The following is a 13,840-nucleotide window of genomic DNA, read 5'->3' as shown; positions in this document are numbered from 1 at the left end:
GCGTAACCCAAAGGGGAAACACGTGGATTGCTCGGGTACAGATGCTGTTTCGTTTTCAAAATCGCTTTCGCGCGAACAGGCGCAACGCCTGTAGGAGCGAGCTTGCTCGCGAAGGGCTGCGCAGCAGCCCCGGGAATCCTCAGAGCACCACCGTCCGGTTGCCGTTCAGGAACACCCGCCGCTCGATGTGATAACCCACCGCCCGGGCCAGGGTCAGGCCTTCAATGTCCCGGCCCTTGGCGATCAGGTCTTCGGGGTAGTAACTGTGGTCCACCACTTCCACGCCCTGGGCGATGATCGGGCCTTCGTCCAGGTCGTTGTTGATGTAGTGCGCCGTGGCTCCCACCAGTTTCACCCCCTTGTTGTAGGCCTGGTGATAAGGCTTGGCGCCCTTGAAGCCCGGCAGCAGCGAGTGGTGGATGTTGATGGCCTTGCCATCGAGCTTGCGGCACAGCTCCGGCGACAGCACCTGCATGTAGCGGGCAAGGATCACCAGTTCGGCGCCGGAGTCCTCGATCACCTGCCACACCTGGCGCTCCTGGGACGGCTTGTCGTTGGGATCGAGGGGGAAGTGGTGGTAGGGAATCTGGTGCCAGTCGGCCAGGGGCTTGAGGTCCGGGTGGTTGGACACCACCGCCACCACGTCCATGGGCAACTGGCCGATGCGCTGGCGGTAGAGCAGGTCGTTGAGGCAGTGGTCGGCCTTGGAGACCATGATCACCACCTTCGGCCGGTAGTGCGGCGCGGTCAGTTCGAAGTTCATCTCGAAGGCCTTGGCCCGCTGTGCCAGGCCCTCGCGAAAACCCTGCTCGTTCAGGCCATCGGGCTGGCGGAACTCCACGCGAATGAAGAAGCGGCCCGAGAGCCGGTCATCGAAGGAATGGTGCTCGGTGACGTAGCAGCCCTGCTCGAACAGAAAGCGGGTCACCGCGTCCACCGTGCCGAGCACGCTGGGGCAGTCGGCGGTGAGGATCCATGTGTCGGGGGCGCGGCTCATGCGGGATAACTCCTGTTCGTTGGGGCAACCGCAGCGCGGTCGGTTCTCTGTAGGAGCGAGCTTGCTCGCGAAAAATCCAAGGGCGCTGTGGTCTTCCGGAAAATCCATCCTTCGCGAGTTCGCGAGCCAGCTCGCTCCTACCAGGCCAAGCTGGGCTCAGGCCTGGACGCTCAGGCCATATTCGGCCGCGGCATCCTGCAGCCACATCCACCAGTAATCGGAAAAGCTGCGGCGCACCAGCAGCTCCCAGGTGTCTTCGCCGGTACGGCGGATCACCAGTTGCGACTTGGCGAACACCGTGCCCACGGCCTTGCCCACCGGGAAGTTGTTGGGGTGCACGTCGTAGCTGGTGGACTTCATCAGCACCTGGCGCACGTTGGGCCCGGACAATTCGAGAATCTGCTGGCCGCCGCTGACGTTGACGATCTGGATATGCAGGTCGCCCAGGGCGGCCCGCAGGTTCTGCTCGGCGGCGAACTCTTCGCCGCTGGGCACGATCAGCAGCCACTCATCCGGGCCCAGCCATTGCAGGCTGGTCTCGCCCTTGACCACTACGCTCAGGGCGCCCGGCAGTTCGATGCCCAGGGCCTTGTGCACGCCGGCGGCGAAGGCCGGATCGTGGCCGTCGCCACGGATCGTCAGGTGGCCGAGGAGTTTTTTCTCGCGCAGGGTCACCCCGGCGTTCTTGCGGCCCTTGCCCACCAGGCTCGGCAGGTCGGCGTGGTGCAACGACGACTCGGCCTTGGCCCCGGTGGTGGGGCGCTGTTGGTAAACGTTGACTGCGGTCATAGAGCACCTGTCCTGAATTCTATTGATAACACCCTGTAGGAGCCGGCTTGCCGGCGAAGAGGCCCTTGGGCCTTGTGGCAGCCTTGAGGCCGCCTTCGCTGGCAAGCCAGCTCCTACATGAGCGTGTTGTGCCTTAGATGTTCTGGCGGTCGCCTTTGGGGTCGAAGAACACCGAGGAAACGATTTCCGCCTCGATCACCCGGCCATCGGCCAGCGGTGCGAAGACCCGCTCGCCCAGGCGCTTGAGCCCCCCCTTGACCACACCCAGGGCGAAGGAATAACCCAGGGAGTTGTGGGCATAGCTGGAGGTCACGTGGCCCACCATGCTCATCGGGATCGCCTGCTTGGGGTTGAACACCAGTTGCGCACCTTCCGGCAGCCACTGGGTCGGGTCGATCGGCTTGAGGCCCACCAGTTGCTTGCGCTGCTCACGCACGCAGTCTTCACGGTTCATGCCGCGCCAGCCGATCCAGGAGAACGGCTTGGTCCGGCCCACGCACCAGCCCATGTTCAGGTCGTCCGGGGTCATGGAACCGTCGGTGTCCTGGCCGACGATGATGAAGCCTTTCTCGGCCCGCAGCACGTGCATGGTCTCGGTGCCATAGGGGGTCAGGTTGTACTTCTTGCCGGCCTCGACGATCTGCTTCAGCACGCCCATGGCGTAGTCGGCCTGGACGTTGACCTCGTAGGACAGCTCGCCGGTGAACGAGATACGGAACACCCGCGCCGGTACGCCACCCACCAGGCCTTCCTTCCAGGTCATGAACGGGAAGCCGTCCTTGTCCAGGTCGATGTCGGTGACTTCGCTCAGCAGCTTGCGGCTGTTGGGCCCGGACAGGGTCATGGTGGCCCAGTGGTCGGTGACCGAGGTGAAGTACACCTTGAGGTCCGGCCATTCGGTCTGCTGGTAGATCTCCAGCCACTGCAGCACGCGAGCCGCGCCGCCGGTGGTGGTGGTCATCAGGAAGTGGTTGTCGGCCAGACAGGCAGTGACGCCGTCGTCGAAGACCATGCCGTCTTCCTTGCACATCAGGCCGTAGCGGGCCTTGCCCACGTCGAGCTTGGTCCAGGCGTTGGTGTAGATGCGGTTGAGAAACTCCCGGGCGTCCGGGCCCTGGATGTCGATCTTGCCCAGGGTCGAGGCGTCCAGCAGGCCGACGCTGTCGCGCACGGCCTGGCATTCGCGCTTGACCGCGGCATGCAGGTCTTCGCCGTTTTTCGGGAAGTACCAGGGGCGTTTCCACTGGCCGACGTCTTCGAACTCGGCGCCATTCTTCACATGCCAGGCATGCAGCGCGGTGAAGCGCACCGGCTCGAAGATGTGCCCGCAGTGCCGGCCAGCCACGGCGCCGAAGGTGATCGGCGTGTAGTTCGGACGGAACATGGTGGTGCCCATCTGCGGAATGCTGACGTTCAGCGAACGGGCGGCAATGGCCAGGCCGTTGACGTTGCCCAGCTTGCCCTGGTCGGTGCCGAAGCCCAGGGCGGTGTAGCGCTTGACGTGTTCCACCGACTCGAAGCCCTCGCGGGTCGCCAGTTCGATGGCGGCCGCAGTGACGTCGTTCTGCAGGTCGACGAATTGCTTCGGCGCACGCGCCGTGCCTTTTTCGTGGGGCACCTGGAACAGCGCCAGGGTCGGTTCTTCAAGACGGGCCAGGGCCTTGGGCAGAACGCCCTCAACGGCCTGGAAACCGGCTTCGCTGGCGGCGCGCACACCGCCTTCGAAACCGTCGGCCAGGGTATCGCCGAGGCTGTAGACGCCGTTGATGCCACCGACGCACACACGTTTCTGCGGCGCTTCACCGGGCACGAAACCGAGGATGTCTTCGCGCCACACCGGCTTGCCGCCCAGGTGCGAGGCCAGGTGCACCACCGGGCTGTAGCCGCCGGAGCTGGCGATCAGGTCGCAGTCGAGCCATTCGCCGGGGCTGGTGACCTTGTGTGCCTTGACGTCGATGGCCGCTACACGCGCGCCGGTCACGTGCTTGCTGCCACGGGCCTCGATCACCGCGCTGGAGGTGAGGATGCGAATACCCTTGGCCCGGGCTTCTTCCACCAGGGCGCCGCGCGGGTTGTGCCGCGCATCGGCGATGGCCACCACTTGCAGGCTGGCGTCGAGCCAGTCCAGGGCCACACGGTAGGCGTGGTCGTTATTGGTGGACAGCACCAGTTTCTTGCCCGGGGCCACGCCGTAGCGCCGCACATAGGTGGAGACGGCACCGGCCAGCATGTTGCCCGGCACGTCGTTGTTGCCGTAGACCAGCGGCCGCTCGTGGGCGCCGGTGGCCAGCACCACGCGCTTGGCGCGTACCCGGTGGATGCGCTGGCGTACCTGGCCGATGGGCGCGCGGTCGCCGAGGTGATCGGTGAGGCGCTCGTGAATGGTCAGGAAGTTGTGGTCGTGGTAGCCGTTGACCGTGGCCCGCGGCAGCAGCAATACATCCGGCAGCGACTGGAGTTCGGCAACCACACTGGCCACCCACTCCACCGCCGGCTTGCCGTCCAGGCTCTCGCGGCTGTCCAGCAGGGTACCGCCGAACTCTTCCTGCTCGTCGGCCAGGATCACCCGGGCGCCACTGCGGGCCGCTGCCAGGGCAGCGGCAAGGCCCGCGGGGCCGGCGCCGACGATCAGCACGTCGCAGTGCTGGTTCATGTTGTCGTAGGTGTCCGGATCGTTCTCGGTGGGCGAGCGACCGAGGCCCGCCGCCTTGCGGATGTACTTCTCGTAGGTCATCCAGAACGATTGCGGGTACATGAAGGTCTTGTAGTAGAAGCCCGGCGGCATCAGCTTGCCGCCGACCTTGCCGAGAATCCCCATCATGTCGTTGTTGACGCTGGGCCAGCCGTTGGTGCTGGTGGCCACCAGGCCCTGGTACAGCGCCTGCTGGGTGGCGCGCACGTTGGGGATCTGGGTGGCTTCGGTGGCACCGATCTGCAGCACCGCGTTGGGCTCCTCGCAGCCTGCGGCGAAGATGCCCCGGGGCCGGGAGTACTTGAAGCTGCGGCCGATGATGTCCACGCCGTTGGCCAGTAGCGCCGAGGCCAGGGTGTCGCCCTCAAAACCCTTGTAGCTCTGGCCGTTGAAGGTGAAGGTCAGGACCTTGTTGCGGTCGATGCGTCCGCCGTTGGACAGGCGATTGGTCTGGCTCATACCTTCTCTCCAGCAGCCTTGGCGGTGAATTGCGGCTTGGTGCCGATCTTGTAGGTCTCAAGAATTTCGTAGGTCACGGTGTCGCGGGTAGCGTTGAAGTACTGGCGGCAACCGGCGGCGTGGATCCACAACTCGTGGTGCAGGCCGCGAGGGTTGTCGCGGAAGAACATGTAGTCGCCCCACTCCTCGTCGGTGCAGGCGTTGGGGTCCAGGGGCCGTGGAATATGCGCCTGGCCGGACGAATGGAATTCCTCTTCGGAGCGCAGCTCGCCGCAGTGAGGACAGAAGATATGCAACATAGGGAGTTGTCCTTTTAGTGGGCGACCGCAGCAGCGCCGTGTTCGTCGATCAGCGCGCCGTTGTGGAAACGGTCGATGGAGAAAGGGGCGGCCAGAGGATGCATCTCGCCCTTGGCGAGGCTCGCGGCAAACACGTTGCCCGAGCCCGGGGTGGCCTTGAAGCCGCCGGTGCCCCACCCGCAGTTGAAGAACATGTTCGGCACCGGGGTCTTGGAAATGATCGGGCAGGCGTCCGGGCTAGTGTCGACGATGCCGCCCCACTGGCGGTTCATGCGCACACGGGAGAGGACCGGGAACATCTCGACGATGGCCTGGATGGTGTGCTCGATCACCGGGTAGGAACCGCGCTGGCCGTAGCCGACCCAGCCGTCGATACCGGCGCCGATCACCAGGTCGCCCTTGTCCGACTGGCTGATGTAGCCGTGCACCGCGTTGGACATGATCACGCTGTCGATGATCGGTTTGATCGGCTCCGACACCAGCGCCTGCAGCGGGTGGGATTCGATCGGCAGGCGAAAACCCGCGAGCTTGGCCATGTGCCCGGAGTTGCCGGCGGTGACCACCCCGACGCGCTTGGCACCGATAAAGCCCTTGTTGGTCTCGACGCCGATGCACACGCCGTTTTCCTTGCGAAAACCAATGACTTCGGTCTGCTGGATCAGGTCCACGCCCAGGGCGTCGGCGGCGCGGGCAAAGCCCCAGGCCACGGCGTCGTGACGGGCCACGCCGCCACGGCGCTGGACTGTGGCGCCAAGCACCGGGTAGCGAGTGTTCTTCGAGCAGTCCAGGTAGGGGATCTCGTCCGCCACCTGCTGGGTGTTGAGCAGTTCGCCGTCGATGCCGTTGAGCCGGTTGGCGCTGACCCGGCGCTCGGAATCACGGATGTCCTGCAGGGTATGGCACAGGTTGTAGACCCCGCGCTGGGAGAACATCACGTTGTAGTTGAGGTCCTGGGACAGGCCTTCCCACAACTTCATCGCATGCTCGTAGAGCTGCGCCGACTCGTCCCACAGGTAGTTGGAACGCACGATGGTGGTGTTGCGCGCAGTGTTGCCGCCACCCAGCCAGCCCTTTTCCACCACCGCGACATTGGTGATGCCGTGTTCCTTGGCCAGGTAGTAGGCCGTGGCCAGGCCATGCCCGCCACCGCCGACTATGACCACGTCGTAGACCTTCTTCGGGGTCGGGGTGCGCCACATGCGCTGCCAGTTTTCATGGTGGCTGAGAGAGTGCTTGAAGAGGCCGAAGCCCGAATAGCGTTGCATAGTCATTGCTCCAGTTGCGGCTCTCAGCGGTAAACCGGGAAATCAGCACACAGGGCCGCCACCTGACGGGCGACATTGGCCTCGACGTCGGCATCGCCGAGGTGGTCGAGAATGTCGCAGATCCAGCCCGCCAGTTCGGTGCACTGGGTGACCTTGAAACCGCGGGTGGTGACCGCCGGGGTGCCGATGCGCAGGCCGGACGTGACAAACGGCGACTGCGGGTCGTTGGGCACGGCGTTCTTGTTCACGGTGATGTGGGCGCGGCCCAGGGCGGCATCGGCATCCTTGCCGGTCAGGCCCTGGCGAATCAGGCTGACCAGGAACAGGTGGTTGTCGGTGCCGCCGGACACTACATCGTAGCCGCGCTTGATAAACACGCCGGCCATGGCCTGGGCGTTGTCGATCACTTGCTGCTGATAAGCCTTGAAACCGGGCTCCAGCGCTTCCTTGAAGCACACCGCCTTGGCCGCAATCACATGCATCAGCGGACCGCCCTGGGCGCCGGGGAATACCGCGGCGTTGAGTTTCTTCTCGATCTCTTCGTTGGCCTTGGCCAGGATCAGCCCGCCACGGGGACCGCGCAGGGTCTTGTGGGTGGTGGTAGTGACCACGTCGGCATAGGGCAGCGGGTTGGGATACAGACCGGCGGCCACCAGCCCGGCGACGTGGGCCATGTCGACGAACAGCAGCGCCCCGACCTTGTCGGCGATCTGCCGGAAGCGCGGGAAGTCCAGGGTCTTGGAGTAGGCCGAGAAGCCGGCGACGATCATCTTCGGCTTGTGTTCCACGGCCAGGCGCTCGACTTCGTCGTAGTCGATCAACCCGGTGCGGGTGTCGATGCCGTACTGCACCGCGTTGTACAGCTTGCCCGAGGACGACACCTTGGCCCCGTGGGTCAGGTGGCCGCCATGGGCCAGGCTCATGCCGAGGATGGTATCGCCGGCCTGCAGCAGGGCCAGGTACACCTCGCTGTTGGCCGAAGAACCGGAGTGCGGCTGGACGTTGGCGTAGTCGGCACCGAACAGTTGCTTGGCGCGCTCGATGGCCAGGGCCTCGACCTTGTCCACGTGCTCGCAGCCACCGTAGTAGCGCTTGCCCGGATAGCCTTCGGCGTACTTGTTGGTCAGCCCGCTGCCTTGCGCCTGCATCACCCGCTTGCTGGTGTAGTTTTCCGACGCGATCAGCTCGATGTGATCTTCCTGGCGTTGTTCCTCGGCATTGATCGCCGCCAGCAGTGCATCGTCGTAACCCTGGATCTGGTCTTGCTTGCTGAACATCACGTCTCTCCCAGCGGCGGCGGTGCGCCTTTCGTCTCGGTGAGGCGAGCCTTACAGCTACGCCCTTTGGATGCGATGGTATGACCGGGAAGGGGAACTCAAATGCCTATGGACGCCACGCAAAGGTGCGTTTACGACATGCCCTGGCGTGCGGAGATAAATGCCTGCCCGCACCACCCGCCAACGGCTCTGGATCGGGCCTGTCCTTCCCCCGCAACGCAACGCTCTCTGCCGTAGGAGCCGGCTTGCCAGCGAAGAGGCCCGCAAGCCGGGCGCAAATCCTCAGGGGCGCCTTCGCCGGCAAGCCGGCTCCTACAGGGCTGCGCGCAGGGCCAGCAGCAGGAGAAAGTGCGCCGGGTACAGCAGGTAGGCCCAGCGGCGCATGGCCGGCACCGACCTGCCACGAAGCCCCCGCAGCAGCATCAGCCCCAGCCACGGCGCCAGCAGACAAGCGGCAATACCGCAGGTCGCCACCTGATTGCCCAGGCGCGCCGCCGGGAACAAGGTTTCCCATTGATTGGCCGCCAGGCACAGCGCCCCAGGCAGCAGGCTGAAATACCAGGGCCGGCGCAACACCAGTACCAGGGCCAGCGGCAGCAACACCCCGAAGGCGCCGAACATCAGCCGCTCGCTGAAAACCACCGCCAGCAGCAAGGCCAGCAGGCCAAGCCCCAGGTCCAGGCCTCTGCGCCGCTGCCAGCCGCGAGCCACCAGCAGGCCCAGGGCCAGGGTGGGCAACACATTCAAGGTATCGGGGTCGGGAATGAACAGGCGATAGGGAATCTCGCTCAGCAGGCTGAACAGCAGCAACCAGCCCAGGTAGCGCCATGGGCCGGGCCGGCGGTCGATTTCATCCCTGGCCCGGGTCAGGTTCACCGCCATGGCCAGGCAGAACCAGGGAAACGCCAGGCGCCCGGGTACGTAAAGCCAGTCCAGGCTCAGGCCCACATAACGCAGGTGATCGAGGACCATGCTCAGCAGCGCCAGCCATTTCAGCGCATCCAGCGCCCCGTCGCGCCGGGCAGTGTCGGGTTTCAGCATCGCGTCACGCATAAATCCTTATGGGCCATGCATTATTCCGGCATAAACAGAGCGTGTGCTGGGCCATTATTCTTGGTTAAAGTGCGCACCATCATCGACCACGGAGCCGGCCATGACCGACAAGAGCCAACAATTCGCCAGCGACAACTACTCCGGCATCTGCCCCGAAGCCTGGGCCGCCATGGAGCAGGCCAACCACGGCCACGAGCGCGCTTACGGCGACGACCAGTGGACCGCTCGCGCCTCGGATCATTTCCGCAAACTGTTCGAAACCGATTGCGAAGTGTTCTTCGCCTTCAACGGCACCGCCGCCAACTCCCTGGCCCTGTCGTCGCTGTGCCAGAGTTACCACAGCGTGATCTGCTCGGAAACCGCCCACGTCGAAACCGACGAGTGCGGCGCCCCGGAGTTCTTCTCCAACGGCTCCAAGCTGCTGATCGCCGGCACCCAGAACGGCAAGCTGACCCCGGAATCGATCCGCGAGATCGCCCTCAAGCGCCAGGACATCCACTATCCCAAGCCGCGGGTGGTAACCCTGACCCAGGCCACCGAGGTGGGCAGTGTCTACACCCCGGAAGAAGTTCGCGCCATCAGTGCCACCTGCAAGGAACTGGGGCTGAACCTGCACATGGACGGCGCGCGCTTCTCCAACGCCTGCGCCTTCCTCGGCTGTACCCCGGCGGAGCTGACCTGGAAGGCCGGCGTGGACGTGCTGTGCTTTGGCGGCACGAAAAACGGCATGGCGGTGGGTGAAGCGATCCTGTTCTTCAACCACAAGCTGGCGGAAGACTTCGACTACCGCTGCAAGCAGGCTGGCCAGCTGGCCTCGAAAATGCGCTTTCTCTCCGCGCCCTGGGTCGGCCTCCTGGAAAACGACGCCTGGCTCAAGCACGCCCGCCACGCCAACCACTGCGCGCAGCTGCTGGCCCAACTGGTGGCCGACATCCCTGGCGTGGAACTGATGTTCCCGGTGCAGGCCAACGGCGTGTTCCTGCAACTTTCGGAACCGGCCATTGCCGCACTGACGGCCAAGGGCTGGCGCTTCTACACCTTCATCGGCAAGGGTGGCGCGCGCTTCATGTGCTCCTGGGACACCGAGGAAGACCGCGTGCGCGAACTGGCAGCCGAAATCCGCACCGTCATGAGCGCCTGACCCACCCCCCGCCTGTAGGAGCTGGCTTGCCAGCGAAGAGGCCCGCAACCCAAGCGCCGCGCTCACCGACGCCTTCGCCGGCAAGCCGGCTCCTACAATGGCCAGCGCACCTCCCACCCCGTAGGAGCCGGCTTGCCAGCGAAGAGGCCCGTCAAGCACGCCCCCTTCATCAGTTCACAAATTCCTGAACTGATTATTTGCCCCCACTGATTCAACAACCGCAGCGTTTGTCCGAGACTCCGGGGTCGACCTATAAAAATAAGGCTGTACCCCATGACGACTTCTTCTTGCGTCACCGAGAACGCCCAGCCTCCCGGCCTGAAGATCGAAACCCGTTCCATCGACTACGTGCCGCGCAACGAGCGCCACGGCAAGGTCTGGCACCAGGGCCCCTTCTGGTTCACCGGCAACTTCGTGCTCACCACCATGGTCACCGGTTTCACCGGCGCAGCCCTGGGCCTCGCCCTGCAATACGCCATCCTGGCGATCGTCATCGGCGTCTGCCTGGGCACCTTCTGCATGGCTTTCCACGCCAACCAGGGCCCGCGCATGGGGCTGCCGCAGATGATCCAGTCCCGCGCCCAGTTCGGCCTGCGTGGCGCCATCGTGCCGTTCACCGCCGTGGTGTTCGTCTACATCGGCTTCAACGTGTTCAACGTGATTCTCGCCACCGATGCCATCAACACCGTGATGCCCGGCGCCCGGGCGCCCTGGTACACCCTGATGATCGCCGTGGCGGTGCTGATCGCGGTGATCGGCCATGACCTGCTGCACACCGTGCAGCGCTGGCTGACCTACGTGATGATCAGCGTGTTCGCGGTGCTCACCGTCAGTGCCCTGCTGACCCTGCAGGCCGACTCGGCCCTGGCCGACCCGCAGTTCTCCTGGTCGGCGTTCCTGATCCAGCTGTCGGCCGCCGCCGGCTACCAGATCAGCTATTCGGTGTACGTCTCCGACTACTCACGCTACCTGCCGCACAAGACGCCGTCGCGCCAGGTGATCTTCTGGACCTACCTGGGCGCCGCCGGTTCGGCCCTGTGGCTGATGTCCCTGGGGGCGTTCCTGGCCTCGGCCCTGCCCTCCCCCGATGCCATCGCCAGCGTGCGCGAAGTGGGCAACCGGGTGATCCCCGGCTTCGGCACCTTCACCGTGCTGATCGCAGTGCCGGCGCTGGTGGGCATCATGGCGGTCAACTGCTACGGCGCCATGCTCACCGGCATCAGCGCCATCGACGGCTTCAAGTCGATCAAGCCCAACCTCAAGAGCCGGGTCTGCGGAATCGTGCTGGTGGCGGTGGTGATCTTTCTCATCGCCATGAACATTCCCGAGAGCTACCTGGGCAGCTTCAACACTTTCGTGCTGCTGATGCTGTATTTCCTGGTGCCCTGGACCGCAGTCAACCTGGCGGACTTCTACCTGGTGCGCAAAGGTCGCTATGCCATCAGCGACATCTTCAATCACACCGGGATCTATGGCCGCTGGTCCAGCGCCGGGCTGCTGGCGTATTTCCTCGGCCTGCTGGCGATGGTGCCGTTCATGTCCCTGAGTTTCTTCCAGGGCCCGCTGTCCCAGGCCCTGGGCGGCGCCGACATTGCCTTCGTGGTTGGCCTTGCCGTGGCCGCGCTGGTCTACTGGGCGCTGACCCGCAACCTGGACCTGGACGCGGAGCGCCTGGCCATCCAGGCCAGCGAGCAGCAACTGGAAGGAGGCGCGCAATGATTCCTCAGGCATCCCTCAAGGTGGCCTGCCAGCAAGTGGCCCCGCGCATCGGCGACCTTAAGTACAACCGCGCCCTGGGCGCCGAGGCGATACGCCAGGCCGCCGCCCGCGGCGCCCAGGTGGTAGTGCTGCCGGAACTGGTGCAGAGCGGCTATGTGTTCAGCGACCGCAATGAAGCCCTGGCACTCTCGGAAAGCCTCGACGGGCCGACCCTGAGCCTGTGGAAAACCCTGGCCGAAGAGCTGCAGGTGGTGATCGTCGGCGGCTTCTGCGAGCGCCTGGACCAGGAGCGCGTGGCCAACAGCGCGGCGCTGGTCGAACCCGAAGGCAGGCTGACGCTGTACCGCAAGGCCCACCTGTGGGATCGGGAAAACCTAATCTTCACCCCAGGCGACGAACCGCCGCCGGTGGTGCCGACCCGCTTCGGGCCGATCGCCATGATGATCTGCTACGACCTGGAGTTTCCCGAGTGGGTGCGCCTGCCAGCCCTGGCCGGCGCGGCCCTGCTGTGCGCCCCGGTGAACTGGCCGGATGGCCCGCGCCCGCTGGGCGAGCGGCCGGCGGAGATGGTCCGGGTGCAGGCCAATGCGGCGGTCAACCGGATGTTCATCGCCGCCTGCGACCGTTGCGGCGAGGAACGTGAAGTGAACTGGGTGGGCGGCTCGACCATTGTCGATGCCGACGGTTATCCACTGGCGGGCAGGGATCGGGAAAGCGCCGAGCAGTTGCTGCTGGCGGAGCTGGACCTGACCCAGGCCTGGCACAAGTCCATCAGTGAACATAACCATGTGCACCTGGATCGGCGCCCGGCGTTGTATCAGTAACCGAAGGATCAGGTTGCACCTGTTCGCTGGCAAGCCGGCTCCTACAGCAAACGGATGCAGGGGCCGGTTTGCCGGCGATCAGAACTCCACGCGCACGTCGCCCTTGGGCACGCTGCAGCAGGACAGGATGTAGCCTTCGGCTTCGTCTTCCTCGGTGATCCCGCCGTTGTGCTCCATCTCCACCTCGCCCCCCAGCTTGAGCACCTTGCAGGTGCCGCAGATGCCCATGCCGCAGGCCTTGGGAATCATCAGGCCAAGCTTGGCCGCCGCCGCGTGCACGGTTTCCCCGGGGGCCACGCGGATGCTCTTGCCCGAAGCGGTGAACTCCACCTGATGCAGGTCCGCCAGGTCCGGCTCCGGCGCCTCGGCCGCCTGTTCGGCGTGTTCCACCGCATCGGCCCGGGCTTCGGCCGGGGTCGCGCCGAAGGATTCCTCGTGGTAGCGAGCCATGTCGAAACCGGCGGCTTCCAGCAGCCGCTTGACCGCGCTCATATAGGGCGTGGGGCCGCAGCAAAACACTTCCCGCTCCAGGAAATCCGGGGCCATCAACTCCAGCATCTTGTGGTTCAGGTAGCCGCGATAACCGGCCCAGGGCTCGCCCAGGCCGTGCTTTTCGCAGATCAGGTGCAGGCTGAAGTTGTCGATCCGCGAGGCCATGTGCTCCAGCTCGCGGTGGTAAATGATGTCCTTGGGGGAACGGGCGCTGTGGATGAACACCATGTCGACGTTGGCGTTGGTGTCGTAGAACCAGCGCGCCATGGACATCACCGGGGTAATGCCGACGCCGCCGCTGAGGTAGAGGATCTTCGGCGCCGGAAAGTCGATGGCGTTGAACAGCCCCACCGGCCCGTGCACCGCCAGTTCCTGGCCTTCGTGCAGGGTGTCGTGCAGCCAGTTGGAGACCTTGCCGCCGGGCACGCGCTTGATGGTCACCGAGAAGCTGTAGGGCACCGAGGGCGAGCTGGAGATGGTGTAGGAACGCATCACCGGCTGGCCCTCGATCTCCAGCTCCAGGGTGACGAACTGCCCCGGTTTGAAGAAGAACATGATCGGCTGGTCGGCCATGAAGCAGAAGGTCCGCACGTCCCAGGTTTCCTGGATGACTTTGACGCAACGGACGATGTGACGGCCATTGGCCCAGGTCTGGGTGGTTACCGGGTTGAGGAAGGTGTTGGACATGCTGTTCTCCACGGCCGACGGTCGGCGTCTTGTCAGCGATTCTGCGTAAGGCTTCTCGCGCCCATTTACCTATCTGCGACATTCACATGCTTATCGCGACCAGCCCCCAGCTGCCGGGGCTGGCGCGTCGGGAACAGATTGGGCCA

11 protein-coding genes are annotated in these 13,840 nt (G+C 64.9%); 3 read left to right on the top strand and 8 right to left on the bottom strand.

From position 1 onward, the window contains the following. Positions 1–139: 139 nt before the first annotated feature. The 7 genes from purU to ACUXVH_RS03305 all read right to left on the bottom strand — a co-directional run bounded on the left by purU (position 140) and on the right by ACUXVH_RS03305 (position 8,831). On the bottom strand, positions 140–997 hold the full coding sequence (gene purU / locus ACUXVH_RS03335) for a formyltetrahydrofolate deformylase (protein ID WP_011063899.1): 858 nt from the start codon (positions 995–997) through the stop codon (positions 140–142). Positions 998–1,153: 156 nt separating this feature from the next. Continuing rightward, entirely contained in the window at positions 1,154–1,786 is a 633-nt protein-coding gene (locus tag ACUXVH_RS03330) for a sarcosine oxidase subunit gamma (RefSeq protein WP_011063900.1), read from the bottom strand. A gap of 133 nt (positions 1,787–1,919) precedes the next feature. Beyond that, entirely contained in the window at positions 1,920–4,937 is a 3,018-nt protein-coding gene (locus ACUXVH_RS03325; protein ID WP_445493915.1) for a sarcosine oxidase subunit alpha, read from the bottom strand. Next, positions 4,934–5,236, bottom strand: coding sequence for a sarcosine oxidase subunit delta (locus ACUXVH_RS03320; protein ID WP_011063902.1), 303 nt, complete (start codon positions 5,234–5,236; stop codon positions 4,934–4,936). Before ACUXVH_RS03320 ends, ACUXVH_RS03325 begins: the two co-directional genes overlap by 4 nt. A 14-nt stretch (positions 5,237–5,250) precedes the next feature. Beyond that, complete coding sequence (locus tag ACUXVH_RS03315; protein ID WP_011063903.1) at positions 5,251–6,501, bottom strand: sarcosine oxidase subunit beta family protein; 1,251 nt, start codon at positions 6,499–6,501, stop codon at positions 5,251–5,253. Between the two features lie 23 nt (positions 6,502–6,524). Next, positions 6,525–7,778 carry a serine hydroxymethyltransferase gene (locus ACUXVH_RS03310; protein WP_011063904.1) on the bottom strand — a complete coding sequence of 418 codons (1,254 nt, stop codon included), beginning with the start codon at positions 7,776–7,778 and terminating at the stop codon, positions 6,525–6,527. Between the two features lie 312 nt (positions 7,779–8,090). Then, positions 8,091–8,831, bottom strand: a complete 741-nt coding sequence (locus ACUXVH_RS03305) for a TraX family protein (protein ID WP_053160268.1) — start codon at positions 8,829–8,831, stop codon at positions 8,091–8,093. A 100-nt stretch (positions 8,832–8,931) separates the two neighbouring features. Here ACUXVH_RS03305 and ACUXVH_RS03300 point away from each other — a divergent pair, with 100 nt between their 5' ends. The 3 genes from ACUXVH_RS03300 to ACUXVH_RS03290 all read left to right on the top strand — a co-directional run bounded on the left by ACUXVH_RS03300 (position 8,932) and on the right by ACUXVH_RS03290 (position 12,515). Continuing rightward, positions 8,932–9,972: a threonine aldolase family protein gene (locus ACUXVH_RS03300; RefSeq protein ID WP_445493911.1), complete on the top strand. Its 1,041-nt coding sequence runs from the start codon at positions 8,932–8,934 to the stop codon at positions 9,970–9,972. 273 nt (positions 9,973–10,245) lie between these two features. Further along, the gene (locus ACUXVH_RS03295; protein WP_370058171.1) at positions 10,246–11,691 is read left to right on the top strand and encodes a purine-cytosine permease family protein; all 1,446 of its coding nucleotides are present in this window, start codon (positions 10,246–10,248) and stop codon (positions 11,689–11,691) included. Then, on the top strand, positions 11,688–12,515 hold the full coding sequence (locus tag ACUXVH_RS03290; RefSeq protein WP_445493908.1) for a nitrilase-related carbon-nitrogen hydrolase: 828 nt from the start codon (positions 11,688–11,690) through the stop codon (positions 12,513–12,515). Before ACUXVH_RS03295 ends, ACUXVH_RS03290 begins: the two co-directional genes overlap by 4 nt. A 78-nt stretch (positions 12,516–12,593) precedes the next feature. Here ACUXVH_RS03290 and gbcB read toward each other — a convergent pair whose 3' ends face one another. Continuing rightward, positions 12,594–13,694 carry a glycine-betaine demethylase subunit GbcB gene (gene gbcB, locus ACUXVH_RS03285; RefSeq protein ID WP_011063909.1) on the bottom strand — a complete coding sequence of 367 codons (1,101 nt, stop codon included), beginning with the start codon at positions 13,692–13,694 and terminating at the stop codon, positions 12,594–12,596. Between the last annotated feature and the right edge of the window lie 146 nt (positions 13,695–13,840).

It is taken from the genome of Pseudomonas sp. 8(2025) (genome assembly GCF_052665325.1).
Note: the sequence above shows the minus strand (reverse complement) of the source record. Positions and strands in the feature narration are given on the sequence as shown.